Origin of the sequence: Comamonas denitrificans (genome assembly GCF_042654745.1) — a bacterium.
Lineage (GTDB): Bacteria > Pseudomonadota > Gammaproteobacteria > Burkholderiales > Burkholderiaceae_C > Comamonas > Comamonas denitrificans.
The window spans coordinates 122,457-143,641 of the sequence record NZ_JBHSEY010000057.1 but is presented as its reverse complement, the minus strand read 5'-3'; the positions used below and the strand labels follow the sequence as shown (position 1 = coordinate 143,641).

General features: G+C 65.7%; 22 protein-coding genes and 1 pseudogene. 13 read left to right on the top strand and 10 right to left on the bottom strand.

Going from position 1 to position 21,185, the window contains the following annotated elements; translation table 11 throughout:
* Window positions 1-11 precede the first annotated feature (11 nt).
* On the bottom strand, window positions 12-1,238 hold the full coding sequence (locus ACFO24_RS12660) for a 3-methyl-2-oxobutanoate dehydrogenase (2-methylpropanoyl-transferring) subunit alpha (protein WP_377738667.1): 1,227 nt from the start codon (window positions 1,236-1,238) through the stop codon (window positions 12-14).
* Window positions 1,239-1,505: 267 nt separating this feature from the next.
* Between ACFO24_RS12660 and trpB the strand changes: the two genes are divergently transcribed.
* Together trpB and ACFO24_RS12650 are read left to right on the top strand one after the other, a co-directional pair.
* The gene (gene trpB, locus ACFO24_RS12655; RefSeq protein WP_377738666.1) at window positions 1,506-2,714 is read left to right on the top strand and encodes a tryptophan synthase subunit beta; all 1,209 of its coding nucleotides are present in this window, start codon (window positions 1,506-1,508) and stop codon (window positions 2,712-2,714) included.
* Window positions 2,715-2,772: 58 nt separating this feature from the next.
* Complete coding sequence (locus ACFO24_RS12650) at window positions 2,773-3,327, top strand: metal-dependent hydrolase (RefSeq protein ID WP_377738665.1); 555 nt, start codon at window positions 2,773-2,775, stop codon at window positions 3,325-3,327.
* 211 nt (window positions 3,328-3,538) lie between these two features.
* On the opposite strand, the gene ACFO24_RS12645 is transcribed toward ACFO24_RS12650, so the two are convergent.
* The 7 genes from ACFO24_RS12645 to ACFO24_RS12615 are packed head-to-tail and all read right to left on the bottom strand — an operon-like array spanning window position 3,539 to window position 9,436.
* The gene (locus ACFO24_RS12645) at window positions 3,539-4,435 is read right to left on the bottom strand and encodes a TIGR01777 family oxidoreductase (RefSeq protein WP_377738664.1); all 897 of its coding nucleotides are present in this window, start codon (window positions 4,433-4,435) and stop codon (window positions 3,539-3,541) included.
* 54 nt (window positions 4,436-4,489) lie between these two features.
* Window positions 4,490-5,227 (bottom strand): SDR family NAD(P)-dependent oxidoreductase, encoded by a 738-nt coding sequence (locus ACFO24_RS12640; protein WP_377738663.1) that lies wholly within the window; start codon window positions 5,225-5,227, stop codon window positions 4,490-4,492.
* Window positions 5,224-6,531, bottom strand: coding sequence for a DASH family cryptochrome (locus ACFO24_RS12635; RefSeq protein WP_377738662.1), 1,308 nt, complete (start codon window positions 6,529-6,531; stop codon window positions 5,224-5,226). The genes ACFO24_RS12640 and ACFO24_RS12635 overlap by 4 nt, the downstream gene beginning before the upstream one ends.
* On the bottom strand, window positions 6,528-6,698 hold the full coding sequence (locus ACFO24_RS12630) for a DUF2256 domain-containing protein (RefSeq protein WP_377738660.1): 171 nt from the start codon (window positions 6,696-6,698) through the stop codon (window positions 6,528-6,530). Before ACFO24_RS12630 ends, ACFO24_RS12635 begins: the two co-directional genes overlap by 4 nt.
* Before the next feature lie 29 nt (window positions 6,699-6,727).
* Window positions 6,728-7,807 (bottom strand): NAD(P)/FAD-dependent oxidoreductase, encoded by a 1,080-nt coding sequence (locus ACFO24_RS12625; protein WP_377738659.1) that lies wholly within the window; start codon window positions 7,805-7,807, stop codon window positions 6,728-6,730.
* 10 nt (window positions 7,808-7,817) lie between these two features.
* A complete protein-coding gene (locus tag ACFO24_RS12620) occupies window positions 7,818-8,447 on the bottom strand; it encodes a lipocalin family protein (protein WP_377738658.1) in 630 nt (209 codons plus the stop codon).
* A 14-nt stretch (window positions 8,448-8,461) separates the two neighbouring features.
* Entirely contained in the window at window positions 8,462-9,436 is a 975-nt protein-coding gene (locus ACFO24_RS12615; RefSeq protein WP_377738657.1) for a MerR family transcriptional regulator, read from the bottom strand.
* 177 nt (window positions 9,437-9,613) lie between these two features.
* On the opposite strand from ACFO24_RS12615, the gene ACFO24_RS12610 reads away from it, so the two are divergent.
* The 11 genes and pseudogenes from ACFO24_RS12610 to ACFO24_RS12560 all read left to right on the top strand — a co-directional run bounded on the left by ACFO24_RS12610 (window position 9,614) and on the right by ACFO24_RS12560 (window position 19,812).
* Complete coding sequence (locus ACFO24_RS12610) at window positions 9,614-10,918, top strand: NAD(P)/FAD-dependent oxidoreductase (RefSeq protein WP_377738656.1); 1,305 nt, start codon at window positions 9,614-9,616, stop codon at window positions 10,916-10,918.
* Entirely contained in the window at window positions 10,915-11,778 is an 864-nt protein-coding gene (locus ACFO24_RS12605; protein ID WP_377738655.1) for a DUF1365 domain-containing protein, read from the top strand. The genes ACFO24_RS12610 and ACFO24_RS12605 overlap by 4 nt, the downstream gene beginning before the upstream one ends.
* Window positions 11,779-11,780: 2 nt before the next feature.
* Window positions 11,781-13,037: a class I SAM-dependent methyltransferase gene (locus ACFO24_RS12600; RefSeq protein ID WP_377738653.1), complete on the top strand. Its 1,257-nt coding sequence runs from the start codon at window positions 11,781-11,783 to the stop codon at window positions 13,035-13,037.
* 54 nt (window positions 13,038-13,091) lie between these two features.
* On the top strand, window positions 13,092-14,756 hold the full coding sequence (locus ACFO24_RS12595) for a methyl-accepting chemotaxis protein (protein WP_377738651.1): 1,665 nt from the start codon (window positions 13,092-13,094) through the stop codon (window positions 14,754-14,756).
* A gap of 41 nt (window positions 14,757-14,797) precedes the next feature.
* Entirely contained in the window at window positions 14,798-15,394 is a 597-nt protein-coding gene (locus ACFO24_RS12590) for a chalcone isomerase family protein (protein WP_377738650.1), read from the top strand.
* Window positions 15,391-16,456 (top strand): annotated as a pseudogene (locus ACFO24_RS12585) (MFS transporter). Before ACFO24_RS12590 ends, ACFO24_RS12585 begins: the two are co-directional and overlap by 4 nt.
* Window positions 16,453-16,989 carry a DUF3833 domain-containing protein gene (locus tag ACFO24_RS12580; protein ID WP_377738649.1) on the top strand — a complete coding sequence of 179 codons (537 nt, stop codon included), beginning with the start codon at window positions 16,453-16,455 and terminating at the stop codon, window positions 16,987-16,989. The pseudogene ACFO24_RS12585 and the gene ACFO24_RS12580 overlap by 4 nt, the downstream one beginning before the upstream one ends.
* Before the next feature lie 11 nt (window positions 16,990-17,000).
* Window positions 17,001-17,783: an SDR family NAD(P)-dependent oxidoreductase gene (locus ACFO24_RS12575; protein ID WP_377738648.1), complete on the top strand. Its 783-nt coding sequence runs from the start codon at window positions 17,001-17,003 to the stop codon at window positions 17,781-17,783.
* Between the two features lie 3 nt (window positions 17,784-17,786).
* Window positions 17,787-18,284, top strand: coding sequence for a nuclear transport factor 2 family protein (locus ACFO24_RS12570; protein ID WP_377738647.1), 498 nt, complete (start codon window positions 17,787-17,789; stop codon window positions 18,282-18,284).
* A complete protein-coding gene (locus ACFO24_RS12565; RefSeq protein ID WP_377738646.1) occupies window positions 18,278-18,967 on the top strand; it encodes a glutathione S-transferase family protein in 690 nt (229 codons plus the stop codon). Before ACFO24_RS12570 ends, ACFO24_RS12565 begins: the two co-directional genes overlap by 7 nt.
* Window positions 18,968-19,230: 263 nt before the next feature.
* Entirely contained in the window at window positions 19,231-19,812 is a 582-nt protein-coding gene (locus tag ACFO24_RS12560) for an EAL domain-containing protein (protein ID WP_377738645.1), read from the top strand.
* A 23-nt stretch (window positions 19,813-19,835) separates the two neighbouring features.
* On the opposite strand, the gene ACFO24_RS12555 is transcribed toward ACFO24_RS12560, so the two are convergent.
* The gene (locus tag ACFO24_RS12555; protein WP_377738644.1) at window positions 19,836-20,741 is read right to left on the bottom strand and encodes a sensor domain-containing diguanylate cyclase; all 906 of its coding nucleotides are present in this window, start codon (window positions 20,739-20,741) and stop codon (window positions 19,836-19,838) included.
* A 12-nt stretch (window positions 20,742-20,753) separates the two neighbouring features.
* Complete coding sequence (locus ACFO24_RS12550) at window positions 20,754-21,119, bottom strand: PAS domain-containing protein (RefSeq protein ID WP_377738643.1); 366 nt, start codon at window positions 21,117-21,119, stop codon at window positions 20,754-20,756.
* Window positions 21,120-21,185 lie beyond the last annotated feature (66 nt).

Here is a 21,185-nt window from a genome sequence, read left to right as displayed (position 1 = left end):
TCGCTCATGGCTTACACCCCCATCTGCTGGCGCTGCCGGCGCAAGTGCTCCGGCATTTCTTTATAGACATCGTCAAAAATGGTCGCGGCGCTGGGCACGCGGCCATCGAGCAGGCTGCCGTAGCTTTCGGCCTCTTTTTGCGCGGCCAGCACTTCAGCTTCCAACTCCTGCTGGGCCTGCGCATGCTGTTCCTCGCTCCACTCGCCAATCACGATGAGGTGTTGTTTCAGGCGCTCGATCGGGTCGCCCAGGGGGAAGTGCTTCCAGTCGTCGGCCGGGCGGTATTTGCTTGGGTCGTCCGAGGTGGAATGCGGCCCGGCACGGTAGGTTTCCCACTCGATCAGCGTCGGGCCGTTATTCGTGCGGGCACGCTCTGCGGCCCATTGCGAGGCGGCGTACACGGCCAAAAAGTCGTTGCCATCGACGCGCAGCGAGGCAATGCCCACCCCCACACCGCGCTGGGCAAAGGTGGTGCCCTCGCCCCCGGCAATCGACTGGAAGCTGGAGATGGCCCACTGGTTGTTCACCACGTTCACGATGACGGGGGCCTTGTACACGTGGGCAAAGGTCAGCGCGGTGTGAAAGTCCGACTCGGCCGTGGAGCCGTCGCCAATCCAGGCCGAGGCGATCTTGGTATCGCCCTTGATGGCCGAGGCCATGGCCCAGCCCACTGCTTGCGGCACCTGGGTGGCCAGGTTGCCGGAGATGGAGAAAAACCCGGCCCGCTTGTACGAATACATCACCGGCAACTGGCGGCCCTTGTTCGGGTCGCGCACGTTGCTCATGAGCTGGCACATCAGCTCGACCATGGAGATGTCGTCGCGCGAGAGCAGCAGCCCCTGCTGGCGGTAGGTGGGAAAGTGCATGTCCCCCTCTTGCAAGGCGGCCGCCTGCGCCACGGCGATGGCTTCCTCACCCAGGCACTGCATATAAAAAGAAAGTTTTTTCTGCCGCTGGGCCAGCACCATGCGGGCATCAAAGATGCGCGTCTTCATCATGGCTTTGAGCCCTCGGCGCAGGCGCTCCGGGTGGATGGCCGGGGCCCAAGGGCCTTGCGCCTTGCCCTCATCATCCAAAACGCGCACCAAGCTGGTGGCCAGGTCAGCGGTTTGCGCAGCGGGGGTGTCTGTGGGGGGCCTGCGCACCGCGCCTGCGGGCGAGACCATGAGGTAGGAAAAATCGGTTTTTCCGCCCGGCCGGCCGGTAGGCTCGGGCACGTGCAGCCGTAACGCTGTCATAGAGTAATCTCCTTGCACGGGTTGCGTGCGTGTGAATAGCCACCAAAGCGCGGTACTTGTGGCACAGCACTTTGGCAATACTGGCCACGCCAGTGGCGATGATTGTCAATAAAAACCACTGTTAATGGCTATCTGGTTTCCCCTGGATTGAAAAGCCCAAAAGCACGGCCTGGAGTACTCCAAAAATATGGTAAGAAAAACAGGGAAAATGTCCGCTTTACGGCTTTCCTTTGTCTTTTCGTCTTTCCTTTGCCTTTGAGACTCACCATGAACGCTCCCGCCTCTTTTGCCTCTATGCCCGATGCCCAGGGATTTTTTGGCCCCTACGGCGGCCAGCTCGTCCCGCCCCACCTTAAAGAGGCCATGGATGCCATCAACGCCGCCTACGCTGAAATCACCCAGCGGCAGGATTTTCAGGATGAATTGGCCCAGCTGTTTGCCGACTATGTGGGCCGCCCCAGCCCCATTTTTCACGCCCGCCGCCTGTCGCAGCAACTGGGCGGAGCGCAAATCCACCTCAAGCGCGAAGACCTCAACCACACCGGGGCGCACAAAATCAACCACTGCCTGGGCGAGGCGCTGCTGGCCAAATTCATGGGCAAGAAAAAGGTGATCGCTGAAACCGGCGCAGGCCAGCACGGCGTGGCGCTGGCCACGGCCTGCGCCTTGGTGGGCATTCCCTGCGAAATTCACATGGGCCAGGTCGATATCGAGAAAGAGCACCCCAACGTCACCAAGATGCGCATCCTGGGCTGCAAGCTGGTGCCCGTAACACGCGGTGCCGCCACGCTCAAGGAAGCGGTGGACAGCGCATTTGAGGAATACCTCTCCAACCCCACCGACTACCTCTACGCCATTGGCTCGGTGGTGGGCCCGCACCCCTTCCCGATGATGGTGCGCGACTTCCAGTCCATCGTGGGCCGCGAAGCGCGCGAGCAGTTCCTGGCCAAGCACGGCAAGCTGCCCGATTGCGTCACTGCCTGCGTGGGCGGCGGCAGCAACGCCATGGGCATGTTCACCGCGTTCTTGAACGACGCCAGCGTGCAGCTGGTCGGCGTGGAGCCGGGCGGCGAAGGCACCGACAAACCGGGCCGCCACGCCGCCACCTTGACCATGGGCCAGCCTGGCGAAATTCACGGCATGAAGTGCTACGTGCTGGAAGATGCCGACGGCCAGCCCGCCGCCGTGCACAGCATCGCCTCGGGCCTGGACTACCCCGGTATTGGCCCGCAGCACAGCTACCTGAAAGACCTGGGCCGCGTGCAGTACGAAACGGCAGACGATCAGGAAACGCTCAACGCCTTCATGCAGCTATCGCGCGTGGAAGGCATCATCCCCGCGCTGGAAAGCGCCCACGCCGTGGCCTGGGCCATGCGCGTGGCCCCAACGCTGCCCGCCGATTGCCACATCCTGCTCAACCTCTCGGGCCGTGGCGACAAGGATGCCGACTACGTAGCAAAAAAGCTGGGCCTGTGAGCGCTGCGCTCACACTGACATCTGTGCACCTCCCCATGCGCTTGCGCCCACCCGCCGCATGATGGTGCCCACCCACTTGGCCGCCGGCTTGTTTTCCGGGGCCGGGGCCGTCGCCTGGCTGCAGGTGCCGCCAGTGCCCACCGTTTGGTTGCTACTGGGGGCCCTGATTGGTGCCCTGCTGCCCGACATCGATCACCCTAAAAGCTGGCTGGGGCGGCGCCTGCCTTTGCTATCGCTGCCCCTGTCGGCCATCTTTGGGCACCGGGGCATCACCCACAGCCTGCTGGCTGTGGTGGGCGTAGTCTGGGCACTGCAACAAGCCCTGACACAGTGGAACGCGATCCACCACGGGCATTGGCACTGGGTCGGTGTGGGCGTGGCGGTGGGCTACCTCAGCCACCTGCTGGGCGACTTCGCCACCCACGGCGGCGTGCCGTGGTTGTGGCCGTTCAAGAAGCGCTTTTCCCTGCCGCTGACCTTTCGCTCCGGCAGCTGGTTTGAGCGCATGCTGTTCTTCGCCTTCGGGACGGGCACGCTGTACCTGCTCATCCTGCGCTTTGCGCCCTGGGCGCTGCACGACGCACTGGCCCTGTGGCAACAGTTCAGCGCGTAAGAACGTGTTCATGGTCTCGAATGAAGGTGTGGGGGATGCGGTTCGGGATGGGTTGCGAGGCGCAAACCACAGCAATAGCTTGGCTATTGCGAGGATTTGCAACGACGCAGACCGCCCGAAGCCGCGCCCGCACACCCATGAGGAGATCGTGAACACGTTCTTAGGCCTGCGCCTTGAGGGCTTCCCAGCACCCAACACCCAAGGCCGTGGCCTAGCGCAGCAGCGCCGTCAGCGCGGGCTCCAGGCGCGGGTAGCGCCAGTCAAAGCCGCTGGCCTGGGTGCGCTGGGGCTGCAGGTGCTGGCCGCCGAGCAGCAGCACCGACATCTCGCCCAGCGCCAGGCGCAGCGCCCAGGCCGGTGCGGGCAGCAGGGTGGGGCGGCGCAGCACTTTGCCCAGCGTGCGGGTGAAGTCGCTGTTGCGCACCACCTCAGGGGCGCAGGCGTTGAAGGCGCCCTGGGCGTCGTCGCGCTGCAGCAGGTGGTCGAACAGGGCCACCAGATCGTCCAGATGAATCCACGGCATCCACTGCTGGCCGCTGCCCAGGCGCCCGCCCAGGCCCAGTTTGAACGGGGGCACCAAGCGGGCCAGCATGCCGCCCTTAGGGGCCAGCACGGGGGCAATGCGCAGCCGTACCACGCGCACGCCGTGGGTGCTGGCGCGTTCGGCCTCTTGCTCCCAGGCCATGCACAGGGTGCTGCCAAAGTCTTTGCCGCCAGGGGGGCTGGCTTCGGTGAGCGGCGTATCGCCCTGGTCGCCATACCAGCCGATGGCCGAGGCCGACAGCAGCACGCGCGGTGCGGTGGGCTGCTGGCCCATCCAGTCCACCAACTGGCGCGTCAGCTCCACACGGCTGCGCCACAGCAGTTCGCGGCGCGCTGCCGACCAGGGCCGGTCGGCAATGGGTGCGCCGGCCAGGTTCACCACGGCATTAAAGGGCTGGGCAGCGCTGAGTTCTTCCAGCCGCTGCACGCTGCGCGCGCCGCTGCACAGGCGCTGCACTTTGCGCGGGTCGCGGCTCCAGACCCACAGCTCGTGGCCTTGGCGTTGCCAGTGCTGGCACAGGGCCTGGCCAATCAGGCCGGTGCCGCCGGTAAGCAGGATGCGCATGGGGTTCTCCTTGGTGCGGTGGGAAAAAGGTGGGGAAAGGGGGGGGCAAAAAAATTACCAGGGCAGACGCTGGCCATCGTAGGCCCAGAAGCCGCCGCTGTCTGCGGGTTGCAGTGTGTCCAGCACGGCCAGCAGGTCGCGCGCAGCCTCGGTAGGAGGTCGGCCAATTTCTGCGCCGCGAAACGGTGCCGACAGGGCCGAATCCACCGTGCCCGGGTGCAGGGCTGCCAGCACGGCCTGCGGGTGGGTGCGGGCCACTTCGATCGACGCAGTTTTGAGCAGCATGTTCAGCGCGGCCTTGGAGGCGCGGTAGCTGTACCAGCCGCCCAGGCGGTTGTCGCCGATGCTGCCCACCTTGGCCGACAGCACCGCCAGCAGGCTGCGCTCGCCTTTGGCCAATAGCGGTGCGAAGTGCGCCAGCACCAGGGCCGGGCCGATGGTGTTGGTGGCGAAGCTGGCCGCCATATGCGTGGCATTCAGCTCGGCCAGGCGTTTTTCCGGGCCGCCGGTGGGGCCGGTGAGCATGCCGGTGGCCACCACGATCAGGTGCCAGGGGCCGAGCGGGCGCAGGGCCTGGGCGGCTGCGGCAATGCTGTCGGGCGCAGCAAAGTCGATGGCGGGGTTGCTGTGGCGGCTCAGGGCGCAGACTGCCGCGCAGCGCGGGTCGGCCTGCAGTTGCGCCACCAGGGCAGCGCCGATGGCCCCCGTGGCACCCACGACCAGGGCGCGGTAAGCCGTGGCCAGCGAGGGCAGGGTGGGTGGCAGCTGCGCCGGGGTTGTGGTGGGGTTCATGGGCGGCTCCACAGGCGTTGGTAGGCCCCGTCGGGGTCGTAGGTGGCGGCCTGCTGGATGGGGTCAAAGCGGCGGCCGCCGCGCGGGTCGGTGCCCCGGCCTGCGATGTACAGCCAGTTGCCCTGGTTGCTGTACACGTCGTAGTCGAGCAACTGCGCCTCAAACCACGCGGCACCAGCGCGCCAGTCGCAGGCCAGGTCGTGGATCAAATAGCTGGCGGCCACCTGGCGCAGGCGGTTGCTGAGGTAGCCGGTGGCGGCCAGCTCGCGCATGGCGGCATCTACCAGGGGCTGGCCAGTGCGCCCGGCGCACCAGGCGGCAAAGCGCTGGTCATCGTGCGGCGTGGCCCGCGCTGGGCCCAGGCCGCGCGCCCGGTACAGCGCAGGGCCGTGCTGCAGGTGCAAAAAACGGAAATAGTCGCGCCACAGCAGCTCAAACCACAGCCAGTAGCTGCCATCGCTGGCACCGTGCTCGGCTTCAAACTGCCGCAGCTGGGCCATGGCCTGGCGCGGCGAGAGCGCCCCCGTGGTCAGCCAGGGCGACCATTTGCTGGAGTAGTCCAGCCCCAGCAGATCGTTGCGCGTGCGCTTGTAGCTGTGGGGCAGTCCGCGCGCCAGATACTGCTGCAGGTGGGCCAGCGCGGCTGCTTCGCCGCCGTGCAGAGCGCCTTGCAGATAGGGGAAGGCGCTGCGTGCATCGGCGGCGGGTGGCGTTCCTGCCAACGCTGCCAGGGTCTGTGCTGAATCGTCCAGCCATGCGTTGGGCACACCCGGTGGCGCTGGGGGTAACGCGGCAGGTGGTGGCAGCGGCGCGGCGGGTTGCAGCCCTACCTGTTCAATCTGCTGGCGAAACGGCGTGAACACCGCAGGCAGACGCTGCACCGGCCAGGGCAGGTGCTGCGGGTGCAGCAGGCTGCTGTGCCACACGGTGCGCACCTGCAGGCCCGCGGCGCGCAGGGCGGCGACCTCGGCCTGCTCCTCGGGGGCGGCAATGTCTTCACAGACGATGGTGCTGGCACCGACGGCGCGCGCTAGGGCAGGCAGGGCGCTGGTGGCGGGTTGATTCAAAATCAATAGCTGTATGCGCTTATCCAGTAAGCCTTTTAGTAGGTTTTGGATGGTGTTTGCCAGCCAGGCACGGCGGTGCGGGCCGATGCGGGCAAAGCCCCAGGCGGTGGTGGCTTGCACATCGGGCAGGCAGACCACGGGCAACAGGTGCTGCGCGCCCAGCTGGCAGGCGGCGTGCAGTGCGCTCTGGTCGTGCAGGCGCAGGTCGTTGCGAAACCAGAACAGCACCGTGCTCATGGCTGGGCTCCGGCACTGCCAGCCGTGGGGGTGGCACTGCGCTGGCGGCGGCAGCGCTCGGAGCAGTACTTCACCTCGTCCCACACCTTGGCCCATTTTTTGCGCCAGGTGAAGGGGCGGCCGCAGCACTGGCAGGGCTTTTCGGGCAGGTAGGGTTTGCGGTGCATGGGGGGCGTCCTGTGTCCTGGGGCGTGATTTATGCCGTGCGCGTTGCCAGCGTGGTGTGTACGCGCTGGGCCAGATGGCGGCCACTGAGCCAGGCGCCTTCTACGGTGCCGTTGTGCAGCCAGTCGCCGCACAGGCCCAGCCCGGTCTCTGGCTGCCACCAGCCATCCACATGCAGCGGCGGTGCGGTGTCGGCATACAGCCAGCGGTGGGCGGTGGCCTGCACGCTGGCCGGATCGGGGCCGCCCAGCTGGGCAAACGCCTGCAGCAGGGCGGCGGTGACGGCGGCGGCCTCGTCGTGTACGTGCGCCTCGCTCCAGGCGTGGCTGGCGTGCAGCAGCCAGGTTTCGGGGCCGCTGCGCCCGGGTTTGCTGCTGTCGCGTGCGATCCAGCGCAGGGGGCTGTGCTCGACAAAGCAGCCATCCACGGGCAGGGGCACCGGCTGCGGGCAGCGCACCATGACCGACCAGCAGGCACGCATGGGGGCGCTGCGTGCCAGGGTGGCGGCCTCGGGGGTGACCGCCTCCAGCAGGGGCGCAGCCTGGGGCGCAGGCACGGCCAGCAGCACGGCTTGGTAGCGCTGCGCTTCGGGGCCATGCTCGGGGCTGTGCAGCTGCCAGCCAGCACCGGTCGGGGCTTGCAGCGGTTGCACGGTGGTTTGCCACTGAAAGCGCACGGGCTGGGGCAGCTGCTCCATGTGGCGCACCAGGTGCGCGGCGGGCGAGGTCATGCGCGGGGTGCCGACAAAGCGCTGCAAGGCGCTGTCGTGCAGCACAAAGCGTTGGCCATCGTGCGTGCCGATGCGGCCTTGCCACAGCGCGGCTGCGCCGGCGTGCTCCCACTCGGCCACCTGGGCGCGAAAGTGCGTATCCCGCGCGGTGAAGTACTGGGCGCCGTGGTCGCACTGCCACTCGGTGCTGGCATCGCTGCTGCGGCGCGTGCTCATGCGCCCCGAAGGGCCACGGCTTTTGTCAAACACGTGCACGCGGTGGCCCGCCTGGGCCAGAAACTGCGCACACGTCAGCCCGGCCAGGCCTGCGCCCACGATGGCAATCGGCAGGCCCGCTGGGGGAAGGGAGTGGGTCACGGTTGTTGTCATGGTTGTGGTCATGGCAGAGGGGTTAGCGGGCATCCGCAGGATCGGTGCGCGTGTGCGTTACCCAGATGAAGGCCTCGGTGTTTACGCCCAGGGCCTGGGCACGTTGCACGATGGCGGCTTGGGTGTTGGGGGGGAGGGTCTTGTCGCGCGCCAAAATCCAGGCGTAGCTGGTATCAGGCCCCAGCACCAAGGCCCAGCGGTAATCGGGGTCGAGTGCAGCCACGTGGTAACCGCCATAAAACGGACCAAAAAACGACACCTTGAGCGAGCCGGTGGTGGGCGCGCCCGTGAACAGGGCTTTGCCCACGGCTTCACTCCAGCGATTTTGTTTGGTGTGAAAGCCACGATTGACCACGCGCACGCTGCCATCGGCCTGGGGTGTGTAGAAGGCGGATACATCGCTCATGCCACGTTCGAACGCGTGGTCCAGCCGCGCAATCTCGTACCAACGACCCTGGTAGCGCTCCAGCGAAAACGGCGTGACCGCCGTCACCCCTGCGGGCGGCGTGGTGCTGCCACAGCCCGCCACCAGGGCCAGGGCCAACGCCAGCAGGGGCCGCCTGGGGCACCACGCCAGCCAGGGCCGCGTTTGCTTGCGCGGCGGGGCCAGAGGGGCGAGGGCAAAGGGGGCAGGGGGGTGCGCAGTGGCCATGGTGGTCTCCTGGGTCAAAGGGAAGAATGGGTACTGCGCCACTGCAGGACCAGGGGCTTGAGCGCCGACAGTGGCAGCGTGGCGGTGATGCCTTCCAGCGGCTTGTGGTACAGCGCGGGGCAGGAGCCGCCCACCCACAGCGCAATCCGGGAGGGCAGCTGCGCGCGCAGCTCGCGCAGGTTGGCCAGCACCACGGGGCCGTTTTGCGCGGCGGAAAAACTCAGCAGCACCACATCCACCCGGTGCGCTTGGGCGGCCTGCACCACGTCCAGCAAAGGCGTTTGGGTGCCCAGGGACACACAAGTGCAGCCCTCCAGCACCAGCATCGCCTCCACCATCAGTAGGCCCAGGCCATGCAGCTCTTGCGGCAAGGTGGTGAGCAGCACTTTGGGCCCCAAGGCCGGGGGCGAACCATGCAGCGGAGCGAGCGAGGCAATCGCCTGGCGCAGCACGCCGGTTATGACCTCGGTGTACAGGTGTTCTTCAAAAATTTCAAACCGCCCCTGCACCCACGCCTCGCCCACGGCCACCGTGAGCGGGGCCACCAGTTCGGTGATGAACGGCCCCAGGCCCATGCGCATTTGTGCGTGGTGCAGGGCATGGCGCAGCCCCTGGGGGTCGTGGGCGGCAATCGTGTCCAGCAGGGCCGACAGCTCGGCGGGATGGGATGGCAGGGTGGTGCTGTTTGTCTTAGACAAATTTGCGCTGCTGGCCTGGCTGTGTTGGGACAAAAGCTGGGTCAGTGCTGCCGCATCCAGCCCCACGACCTTGCTGGGGCGCAGGCCAGCATCGAGCAGACGGCGCACCAATTGCAGCCGCTGCACCTGCTCTGCAGGGTAGATGCGGTTGCCACTGGCATCGCGCAGGGGTTGCGGAAAACCATAGCGCTTCTCCCAGACACGCAGAGTGTCTTTGGCCAATCCAGTCTCTCGTTCGACAGCCGCAATGGGCAGACCAGCTTCGGTCGAGGTGAAGGCAGGGGTGTTCATGCAGTGGCCTTTGGGTAAAGCGGACAGAAGAGGAAGGGAAGCCGTGCAGGGAGTGTCATGGACAAAATTGTGATTTTTTAAAATTGTCTAGGACAAAATTATTTTTGTCTAGTACAGTAGCCATCTTATCAGCCCCACACAGCGCCCCTGGCGGGTGTTTGCAGATTGCGAGTCGCTATGAAAATTGCTGTCATTGGTTCGGGAATTTCGGGTTTGGCCGCCGCCCACCGGTTGCGCCAACAGGCACGGGTCAGCGTGTTTGAAGACGGCAACTACTTTGGTGGCCACACGCACACGGTGGATGTGACGCTGCCCAATGCGCAGGGGCAGCCGGTCACCCATGGTGTGGACACGGGCTTTTTGGTGTTCAACGAGCGCACGTATCCCGGCCTGATCGCTTTGCTCGATGAGCTGCAGGTGCCCAGCGCCCATTCGGACATGTCGTTTTCTGTGCAGGTGCCCGGCGCAGGTGCGCTGGGGGCCCAGGCGCTGGAGTGGAGCGGTTCCAACTTGGCCACGGTATTTGCCCAGCGGCGCAACCTGCTGCGCCCGCGCTTTTGGGGCATGTTGCGCGAGCTGCTGCGCTTTAACCAACTGTGTACCACCCTGGCCGAATCGGGTGAAGAGGCGGCGCTGGCCCAGCCACTGGGCAATTTTTTGGCGCAGCACGGCTTTGGCACGGCCTTTCGCGATTGGTATTTCCTGCCCATGCTGGGCTGCATCTGGAGCTGCCCGACCGACCAAATGCTGCGCTTTCCGGTGGCCACCATGATCCGTTTTTGCCACAACCATGGCCTCATCCAAGTGAGCAACCGGCCGCAATGGTTCACCGTGGCCGGTGGTGCGCGCCAGTACGTGGACAAGCTGCTGCGCGGTTTGGATGCGCGTTTGGGCGTGCCGGTGCAGCGCATCGTGCGCGATGCCGCTGGCGTGCAGGTGCATACCGATGGCCACAGCGAGCGCTTTGACGCTGTGGTGCTGGCCGTGCACAGCGATCAGGCGCTGCGTCTGCTGGCCCAACCGACGGCACAAGAAAGCCAGGTGCTGGGCGCCATCCGCTACCAGCCCAACCGTGCCGTGCTGCATACCGACGATAGCGTGATGCCGAACCGACGCAGCGCCTGGGCGGCCTGGAACTACGAGCGTGCTGCCAGCAGCCAGCAGGAATCGGCGCGTGTGTGCCTGCACTACTGGCTCAACCGCCTGCAGCCCTTGCCGTTTGCGCAGCCGGTGCTGGTGTCGCTCAACCCAGCACGCCCGATGGCGCGTGACAAAGTGCTGGCCGAGTTCGACTACGACCACCCCGTGTTCGACCTGCCCGCCATTGCGGCGCAAGACCAGGTGCCCCAACTGCAAGGCACACAGCGCACCTGGTACTGCGGTGCCTGGACGGGCTATGGCTTTCATGAAGATGGCCTGCAGTCGGGCTACCGCGCCGCCGATTTGTTGCTGCAGCAGCTGCAGCGCCGGGAGGCTGCATGACCGCCCCTGCCCCTGCGCTGGCCGCCCACCAGCCCCACATTGGCTTTGGCCATGTGTGGCACACCCGGCTGCGCCCACGCCGCCACCGTTTCATCGTGCCAACATTTTTTCTGCTGCTGCCCATGCGCACGCTGCGCGCGCAACCCGAAGCGGCAGGCGTGCTGGCGCTGAACCGGCCCGGTGCGCTGGCCTTTCGCGATGCCGACCACGGCGATGGCCGCAGCCCCGAGCAAGGCGGTGCCCTGGCCTGGCTGGAAGCGTTGCTGCACAGCGAGGGCATCGACGGTGTGGATGGAGAAATCTGGCTGCATTGCTACCCACGCGTGCTGGGCTACAGCTTTAAGCCCGTGAGTTTTTGGTACTGCCACCGCGCCGATGGCAGCCTGCGCGCCATCGTGGCCGAGGTGAACAACACCTTTGGCGAGCGCCATGCCTACTTGCTCGATGCACCGCAGTACGGCCAGGAGCTGCGCGCGCGCAAGGTGTTCCATGTATCGCCGTTTTGCCCGGTGGAGGGCGACTACCGCTTTGAGTTCAAGCGTGGCGGTGCCCAGGGCCTGCACTCCACACGGGTGCGCATCGACTTTGACGATGCCCAAGGCCCGCTAGTACTCACCGGCGTGGCTGGGCGCTTGCAGCCGCTGGACGCCGCCAGCCGCCGCCGCGCACTGTGGCATTACCCGCTGCTCACGCTGGGCGTGATCGCTCGCATCCACTGGCACGCGCTGCTGCTGTGGGCCAAGCGCGCCCCCTTCCACCGCAAACCCGCGCCGCCCGCCCAGCCCGTGACCCGAGCTTCTGCCCCTTCCACCTCTGCTACGCCCTCCACGCCCTCCACGCCCTCCACGCCGAGCCTCTGACCATGAACACCACCACTGCCTCACCGTCTGCGCTTTCGCTGCCTGCCAACATGCCCGCTGCGGCACGCCAGGGCCTGCGCCTGCTGCAGCGCCTGCAGCACGGCACGCTGCACCTGGAGCTGCCCGATGGCCAGGTGTTGCAGTTGGGCAGTGGCCAGCACCCGCACGCCAGCATGTGTTTGCACAACTGGCAGGTGTTTGCTGCGGTGCTGCGCTCGGGCGACATTGGCCTGGCCGAAGGCTACATTGCCCAAGACTGGAGCACGCCCCACCTGGCCGACCTGCTGCGCCTGCTGATGGAAAACCGCCACGCGCTCGAATCGCTGGTGTATGGCGGCTGGTGGGGGCGGCTGGCTTACCGCCTGCGCCATCTGCTCAACCGCAACACCCGCGCGGGCAGCCGCCGCAACATCCACGCCCACTACGACCTGGGCAACGATTTCTACCGGCTCTGGCTCGATCCGAGCATGAATTACTCCAGCGCCTGGTTCCAGGGCGATTTGCAGGGGGACCTGACCCAGGCCCAGCACGCCAAAGTGCGCCGCGCTTTGCACAGCGCCGCTGTGCAGCCTGGCCAGCGCGTGCTGGAAATTGGTTGTGGCTGGGGCGCCCTGGCGGAAATGGCAGCCGGTGAGTTTCAGGCCCAGGTGACGGGCGTGACGCTGTCCACCGAACAGCTGGCCTGGGGCCAGCAGCGTATGCAGGCTGCGGGTGTGGCGCCGCAGGTGGATTTGCGCCTGCAGGACTACCGCGACATTCAAGACGCGCCGTTCGACGCCATTTGCTCGATTGAAATGGTCGAAGCCGTGGGCCAGGCCTACTGGCCCAGCTACTTTGGCACCGTGGCGCGTTTGCTGAAACCAGGCGGGCGCGCGTGCATCCAGAGCATCGTGATTGATGACGCGCTGTTCGAGCGCTACGTGCAGGGCAGCGACTTCATCCAGCAGTACATCTTCCCGGGCGGCTGCCTGCCCAGCCCGGCACGTTTTCGTGCGGCTGCCCAAGCGGCGGGCTTGCGCGTGGTGGAGGAGTTTGCCTTTGGCCGCGACTACGCCGAAACCCTGCGCCGCTGGCACCAGCGTTTCATCCAGCAGCGCAGCAAGGTGCAGGCCCAGGGTTTTGATGCGCGCTTTCAGCGCACCTGGGAGTTCTATTTGGCCTATTGCGAAGCAGGGTTTGATGCACGCAGTATTGACGTGGTGCAGTACACCTTGATCAAAGATGGAGAGCGCCCAGCATCCAGCGGCACATTGCTATAGATTTGAGTACTTTTCAGTCTGCTTTCGCCCAACTTTTCTCCCTAGGAGTTCTCCATGCTTTTTTCTCGTATGACCGTCGCAGCCCGCCTGTATGCCGGGTTTGGTTTGATTTTGGCGCTGCTGATCGTGGTCACGGGGGTGGCTGTGGTCAAAGTCAGCCGCATTGACCAAGCACTGCGCGACAACAACAACATCCACGTGCAGGTGCAGCGCTACGCCATCAACTTCCGTGGTTCGGCCCACGACCGCTCGATTGCCGTGCGCGATGTGGTGCTCAGCCCCACGCCTGCCGAGCGCGACAAAGAAATTGCCACCATCGCGGCGCTGGCCGATTTTTACGCCCAGTCGGCCACACCGCTGGAAAAACTGATCAACCGAGTGGGTGCGCCGCCTGAGCTGGCGCCGCTGTATGCCGGTATTCGCAGCGCTGAAGCCCAGGCCGTGGCCAGCACGCAGGCCATCATTGCGCAGGTGCAGGCCGGTGACGCGCAAGCCGCTCAGACGCTGTGGCAGCAGGCCAAGCCGCAGTACGTGCAGTGGCTGGCAGCCATCAACAAGCTCATCGACTTCAAAGAAGCACGCATTCAAGAGGCCAACCATAGTGCTATGCAAGAAGCGGATAGCTTTTTGAGTGTGATGTTCACCGCCCTGGCACTGGCGCTGGTGCTCAGCGCTGCCGTGGCCTGGACTGTGGCGCGCAGCATCGTGCGCCAGTTGGGCGCCGAGCCCGTGGCCCTGGCCGAAGTGGCCAGCCAAGTGGCCCAGGGCGATTTGCAACCGGTGCCCGGTACTGCCCAGGCCGAGCCGGGCAGCGTGCTGGCCTCGCTAGGGGCCATGCAAGCCAGCTTGGCGAGCGTGGTGGGGCAAGTGCGCCAGGCATCGAACGCCGTCACCGTGGGCTCGGAAGAAATTGCCGGGGGCAACGTCGGTTTGCTGCAACGCATCGAAGAGCAGGCGGCCAATTTGCAAAACGCGGCCTCGTCGATGGAGCAAATGACCGCCTCGGTCAAGCACAACGCCGATTCGGCCCGCCAAGCCACCCAGGTGGCGACCCTGGCCAGCGAAGCCGCGCACAAAGGCGGTGCCGTGGTGGCCCAGGTGGTCAGCACCATGGGGGAAATTACGGCCAGCAGCCACAAAATGGCCGACATCATTGGCGTGATCGACTCGATTGCTTTCCAAACCAACATCCTGGCGCTCAACGCGGCCGTGGAAGCGGCACGTGCCGGCGAACAAGGCCGTGGCTTTGCCGTGGTGGCCGGTGAAGTGCGCGCCCTGGCTGGGCGCAGTGCCGATGCGGCCCGGGAAATCAAGGGCCTGATTGACGGCAGCGTAGCCAAAGTGGAGCAGGGCGCACGCCTGGTGGAGGATGCCGGGGCCACCATGACCGACATCGTTGAGCAGGCCCAGCGCGTGGCCAGTTTGATTGCTGAAATCAGCACTGCCACGGCCGAGCAAACCGACGGCATTGCCCAGGTGGGCGAGGCCGTGGCGCACCTGGACCGCTCTACCCAGCAAAACGCGGCCCTGGTGGAGCAAAGTGCCGCCGCGGCACAGACGCTCAAGCAGCAGGCCGCGCAACTGGCCGAAACTGTGAGCGTGTTCCGCTTGGGGTTGGAAGCGACCGAGGCCAGCAGCAACGCTTATGCCAGCACCCAGCGCCGCCCAGGTGTGCCCGGGCGTGCTGCAAGTGCCGCACCGCGCTTGCCTGGGGCTTGAGTGGGTAGTATTTAATTAATAGCTGCTTGCGCTTGCTGTATATGCCGTTCAGCCCATTTTTATGCTTAAAACCCTGGCTGCGTGCCGTCGCCGCCAGCGGGGCGCTGGCCCTGGCGTTGCTGCACCCCGTGGCCGCGCAGGAGGGCGGTGCCGCGCCGCAGTGGCTGGACCAGTCGCTGGCCGGTGCCACGCTGGCGGGCGAGGGGCAGATGCGCTTTTTCGGTTTGCGCATTTATGACGCGTGGCTGTGGGTCAGCCCCGGGTTTGAGGCCAGCCGCTTTGGCGCGCACCCGCTGGCGCTGGAGCTGACCTACCACCGGGCTTTCACCGGTGCGGCGATTGCCCAGCGCTCGGTCGAAGAAATGCAGCGCCAGGCCAGCGTGCCACCCACCCAAGCACAGCGTTGGCAGCAGCGTCTGGCAGAGGTGCTCCCCGATGTGCAGCCGGGCGACCGGCTCACGGGCCTGTACCAGCCGGGCCAGGGGATGCGCTTGTGGCGTGGCAACCAGGAGCTGGCCATGATTGACGACGCTGAACTGGCCCGCCTGTTTTTTGGCATTTGGCTGGCACCGCAAACGTCCGAGCCAGCCCTGCGCAGTGCCTTGCTGGCCCGCAGCCCGGGAGCGACAGCGCCATGACGTTCTTGGCTACCTCTGCATCTGCACACACTGGGCCGTTGCCACGCTGGTGGTCGGGCCCGGCCTATGGCTTGCTGGGGTTGCCGTTGGCCTTTGTGGCCTTGCCGCTGTATGTGGTGTTGCCGCACCACTACGCCACCACCTTGGGCTTGCCGCTGGCCAGCGTGGGGGCGCTGTTGATGCTGGTGCGCCTGCTCGACGCTGCGGCAGAACCTTTGCTTGGCCGCTGGAGCGACCACCTGTACCAGGGGCCGCTGCGCATGGTGCTGTGGGTGGCGGGTGGCTCGGCCTTGGTGCAGCTGCTGGGCTTGGCCGGGCTGTTCTTTCCTGCGGTGCAGGGGCCGCAGGCGCTGGCCGCCTGGATGGTGGCGGGCCTGCTGCTGACCTGTTTGGCGCACAGCCAGTTGGTCATTGCCCACCAGGCCTGGGGTGTGCGCCTGGGTGGCGATGCCGTGCAGCGCAGCCATGTGGTGGCTTGGCGCGAAGGGCCGGGGCTGATCGGCGTGGTCATGGCCAGTGCGCTGTCGGTGGCCTGGGGTGCGCAGCCCATGTTGTGGGTGTTTGCCCTGGCGTTGTGGATGGGGTGGCTGGCCCTGTGGTGGGCACCGCGCCCGGTGGCTGCGCTGGCGCAGGGTGTGCCAGCCCGCTTGCCCTGGTCGGCCATTTGGCAGCCGCTGCGCGAAATGGCGTTTCGCCGTTTGCTGGCGGTGTTTGTCTGCAACGGCATTGCCAGCGCCATTCCGGCCGCGTTGATGTTGTTTTTTGCCCAGGACCGTCTGCAGGCCACGCAAGAGCAGATTGCGCTGTTTCTGGTGCTGTACTTTGTCAGCGGGGCGCTCTCTATGCCGGGCTGGTTGCGCGTGGTGCGCCGCTGGGGCTGCGCTGCCGCTGTTGCAGTGGGGGGGCTACAGCCCCGGCACCCTCGATGCCCAGGGGCTGCAGCGCCTGGCTTGGGCCTATGCGCTGCTGCCTTGCGCCCTCAAGCTGCTGGCCGCAGCGTTGCTCTACCGCTTGTTGATTCGCCCCTTTCCGCTGTTGCCTGACCCAGGAGTTGCCCCATGAAAACCCGCCGCCGCGCTTTATTCACCTTGCTTGCCGGTACGGCCGTGCTCACCGGCTGTGCCAGCCCCCAAGTGACCGACTACGCCCAGGAGCGCCCGCTGCTGGAGCTGGATCGCTATTTCACTGGCCGCGTCCTGGCCCATGGCGTTTTCCAAAAGCGCAATGGCGCAGTGGCCCGCCGCTTTACCGTGGTGATGGATTGCCATTGGGAGGGCAACCAGGGCGTGCTTGACGAGGCGTTTACCTATTCCGACGGCAGCACCGAGCGGCGCATCTGGCGCCTGACCAAGCATGCCGATGGCCGCTACACCGGGCGGGCCGACGATGTGGTGGGCGAGGCCCAGGGCCAGACCTCGGGCAACGCCTTTCGCTGGAACTACACCCTGCGCCTGCCGGTGGATGGCAAGGAGTACGAGGTGCAGTTTGACGATTGGATGTTCTTGGTTGATGACCGGGTGCTGCTCAACCGCGCCACCATGAGCAAATTTGGCGTCACCCTGGGCGAGGTGTTGCTCTCGTTCACCAAACAGTAAGGAGTGGCGCCATGCCTCTGAACCCTGCTATCCCCAACTGGCGCGGCAAGCGTGTGTGGCTGGTGGGTGCCTCCAGCGGCATTGGCCGCGCCGTGGCCGCGCAATTGCACGCCCAGGGCGCGCAGGTGATCGTCTCGGCACGCCAGCAGGCGCTGCTGGATGCGTTTGTGCAGCAGCACCCCGGTAGCCAGGCCCTGGTGCTGGACGTGACCGACGCCCAGGCAGTGCAGCGCGCTGCCCATCACCTGCAGGCGCAGGCGCCGCTGGATTTGGTGTGCTACTGCGCGGGCCACTACAGCCCCATGCGCGCCGACACGCTGGCCCTGCCCGAGCTGCTGCGCCACCAGCAAGTGAACCTGACCGGAGCGCTGCACCTGCTGGCCGCTGTGGTGCCGGGCCTGCTGGCCTCGGCCCAGGCCGGGCGCGCGCCGCACCTGAGCCTGGTGGCCAGTGTGGCGGGTTGGCGCGGTCTGCCGCAGAGCCTGGCCTATGGCCCGACCAAGGCAGCGCTCATTAACTTGGCCGAAACCTTGTTTTTGGACTTGCGCCCGCAAGGGGTGGGGGTGAGCGTGGTGAACCCTGGCTTTGTCGATACCCCGCTGACGCGGCAAAACGACTTCACCATGCCCGCCTTGCTCACCCCGGAGCAGGCGGCCCAGGCCATGCTGCGCGGCTGGGAGCGGGGTGATTTTGAGCTGCACTTTCCGCGCCGCTTCACCCTGTGGCTCAAGCTGCTGCGCGTGCTGCCGTACCGCTGGTACTTCCCTTTGGTGCACCGCATGACGGGGCTGTAACGCATGACGCACTTGCCCGATTCGCCCCATCTGCCCGGTGTGCCCGATGCCCAAGCCGCTGCCGCCCGGCTGGCCCAGCTCTACGAGCAGCTCACCCCCGCCCGGCTGGCGCAGCTGGACGACTACTACGCCCCCGATGCACGCTTCAAAGACCCGTTCAACGATGTGCAGGGCGTGCCCGCCATCCGCGCCATCTTTGCCCACATGTTTGAAAGCCTGGAGCAGCCGCGCTTTGTCGTCACCCAGCACGTGGCGCAGGGGCAGCAGGCCTTTTTGCAGTGGGAGTTTCACTTTCGCATGAAGCGCTGGCGTGCGCAGGTGCCGCAGTGCATCCACGGCGGCACGCTGGTACATTTCGATGCCCAAGGCCGCGTGACGCTGCACCGCGACTATTGGGACACCGCCGAAGAACTCTACGAAAAGCTGCCCGTGCTCGGGCGCTTGATGCGCTGGCTGCGCCAGGCCGGCTCCACCCCTTTGCCACCTTCGCCACCATGCTGACCCTGCACCACCTTGAGACTTCGCGCTCGCATCGTATTTTGTGGCTCCTAGAAGAGCTGGGCGTGCCTTACGAGCTGCGCCGCTATCAGCGCGATCCGGCCACCCGTCTGGCCCCGCCAGAGTTGAAAAAAATCCATCCGCTGGGCAAGTCGCCGGTGTTGACCGATGGCGAGCTGGTCGTAGCCGAGTCGGGTGCCATTTTGGAATACCTGGCCGAGTGCTACGGTGCGCAGGCGCCTGCCCAGCTGGCGCACCTGGAGCCCGCACGCGGCACGCCCGCGCATCGCCAGTGCCGTTTCTGGATGCACTACGCCGAAGGCTCGCTGATGAACTGGCTGGTGATGCAGCTGGTGTTTGACTCCATCCCACGCCAGCCCATGCCATTTTTCGTGCGCCCCGTGGCGCGGGCTTTGTGCGCTGGCGTGCAAGAAAAGCTGATCCAGCCCAACGTACAGGCCGCGCTGGCCTTCATGGAAAACCACTTCGCACAGCACCGCTGGTTTGCGGGCGAGCACCTGAGCCTGGCCGACTTTCAAATGAGCTTTGCCGTCGAGGCCGCGCTGGCGCGTGGTGCTGCGGCCAGCACCTGGCCGCATTTGCACGCCTACCTGCAGCGCATACAGGCCCGCCCGGCTTACCAGCAGGCACTTGCCAAGGGCGGGCCCGTACTGCCAGCCTGGTGAATGTTCACCTACTCCATGGGGGGGTGTTCACGCTGCCCTCCAAGGCCTTGGGCGGGGTAGCCCTGCGGTACGATGCGCGAATGGTTACACATCGCATTTCTTCTCTTGCGCCTTGCAAAGCTTGCCAGGATCGGCCGCCGCTGACGCTCGAGTTCAGCATGGCGTTTCAGCCCATCATTGATGTGCGCAGCCGCGAGGTGTTTGCCTACGAAGCGCTGGTGCGGGGCTTGGATGGCAGTGGCGCGGCCCACATCCTGGGCTAGGTGAACGACGACAACCGTTACCAATTTGACCAGGCTTGCCGCGTCAAAGCCGTGCGCCTGGCCGCCCAGCTGGGCATGGGCTGCCACGTCAGCATCAACTTTTTGCCCAATGCGGTGTACGAACCTGCCGCCTGCATTCGCACCACGCTGGAAGCCGCGCAGCAGCACCAATTCCCCACCGACCGCTTGATTTTTGAAATCACCGAAAACGAGCGTGTGGTGGACAAAGACCACCTCAAGCGCATCTTGCAAGAGTACCGGCGCCGCGGCTTCAAAACCGCGATTGACGACTTTGGCGCGGGCTACTCGGGCCTGAACCTGTTGGCAGAATTTCAACCCGACATCATCAAGCTCGACATGGAGCTGGTGCGCCACATTGACACCAACCCGGTGCGCCACGCCATCGTGCAGGGCATTTTGGGCGTGTGCAAGGCGCTGTCGATCGAAGTGATTGCCGAAGGCGTGGAAACGCTGGCCGAATACCGCACGCTACGCGCCCTGGGCATTCACTACTTTCAGGGCTATTTGTTTGCCAAGCCCGCGTTTGAGCAGCTGCCCGCCATCCACTGGCCTGAGGACTGAAGCCGCACGCGCTGGCGCCAGCGCTACGGCGCGACGGCGACTTGGTTGCGGCCGCTGGTTTTGGCGCGGTACAGCGCCTGGTCGGTGCGCCGCAGCAGCGTGGAGCTGCATTCGCCCGGCTGCCATGCGCCTACGCCCAAAGATAGCGTGATGCTGCCCACCACGGCATCCTGCTCCTGCGCCATGGCGGCACGGATGCGCTCGGCCAGTTCTTGGGCGGCCTCTAATCTGCAACCGGGCAGCACAATCAAAAACTCTTCGCCCCCCCAGCGGATCAGCGCATCGCCGCTGCGCACCTTGCGGCTGAGCAGCGTGGCGCAGCGCTGCAGCACCCGGTCGCCCTCATCGTGGCCAAAGCGGTCATTGATGGACTTGAAGTTGTCGATATCGGCCAGGATCAAGGCATAACTTTGGCACTCGATTTGTGCCGTCCGCTGGCAGCGCTCTAGCTGCTGCTCGCCAGCGCGGCGGTTGAGCAAGCCGGTCAGCGCATCGTGGTGGGCCTGCTCGCGCAGCTCTTGGGTGCGCGCTATCAGCTCAGTCACGTCTTTGGTCACACTGACGTAGTGCTGGGTGGCTCCGGCCTCGTCCCTGAGCGGGGTAATGGTCTGCGCCGCGTGGTAGATGCTGCCGTCTTTGCGCCGATTGGCAAAAGTGGTCTGGCAGCTGTCACCGCGTGCCAAGGCATCGCGCAGTTGGCTGTAGAAAGCGGGGGGGTGTTCGCCCGATTGCAAAAATTTGGGCGTACGTCCCAGTACCTCGTCGCTGCGGTAGCCCGTCAGGTCTTCAAAAGCCTGGTTGACGAACAAAATCTGCGCCTGCTCATCGGCGATCAGCACGGCATCTTGCGTGGCGTTCAGCGCGCGTGCCAGCAAGGCCTGGCGCTGCTCAGCGCGCACCCGTGCCGTGATGTCCTGTTGCACTGACACATAGGCTTGCACCTAGCCCTGGGCATCGCGCACGGGGGAAATGTTCCACTCCACCAAGTAGCTGCTGCCGTCCTTGCGGTAATTCACCGTAGAGCCCTGAAAAAACCGCCCTTGCTGCAAGCATTCGCGCAGCCGCTGCAGCACCTGAGGGTCGGTTTTAGGGCCTTGCAGCATGCGTGGTGAACGGCCCAGCAGCTCGGGGAGGGCATAGCCCGTCATGCGGCAAAACGCGGAGTTGCAATAAGTGATGAGTGGGCCCGCACCATCGCTGCCCGCACTGGTGATGACCACCGCATTGAATGCCTGCTCGACAGCGGTTTGTAGCAGCTGCGCCAGGTCAGGGCCTGGGGTTGCGGATGGGGCTGGCAAAGGGTTCATGGTGGGGGCGGAGTTCATAGCATGCATGCGGTGGGGGCCAAGCATACCAAGCTTGGCCTGATTCGC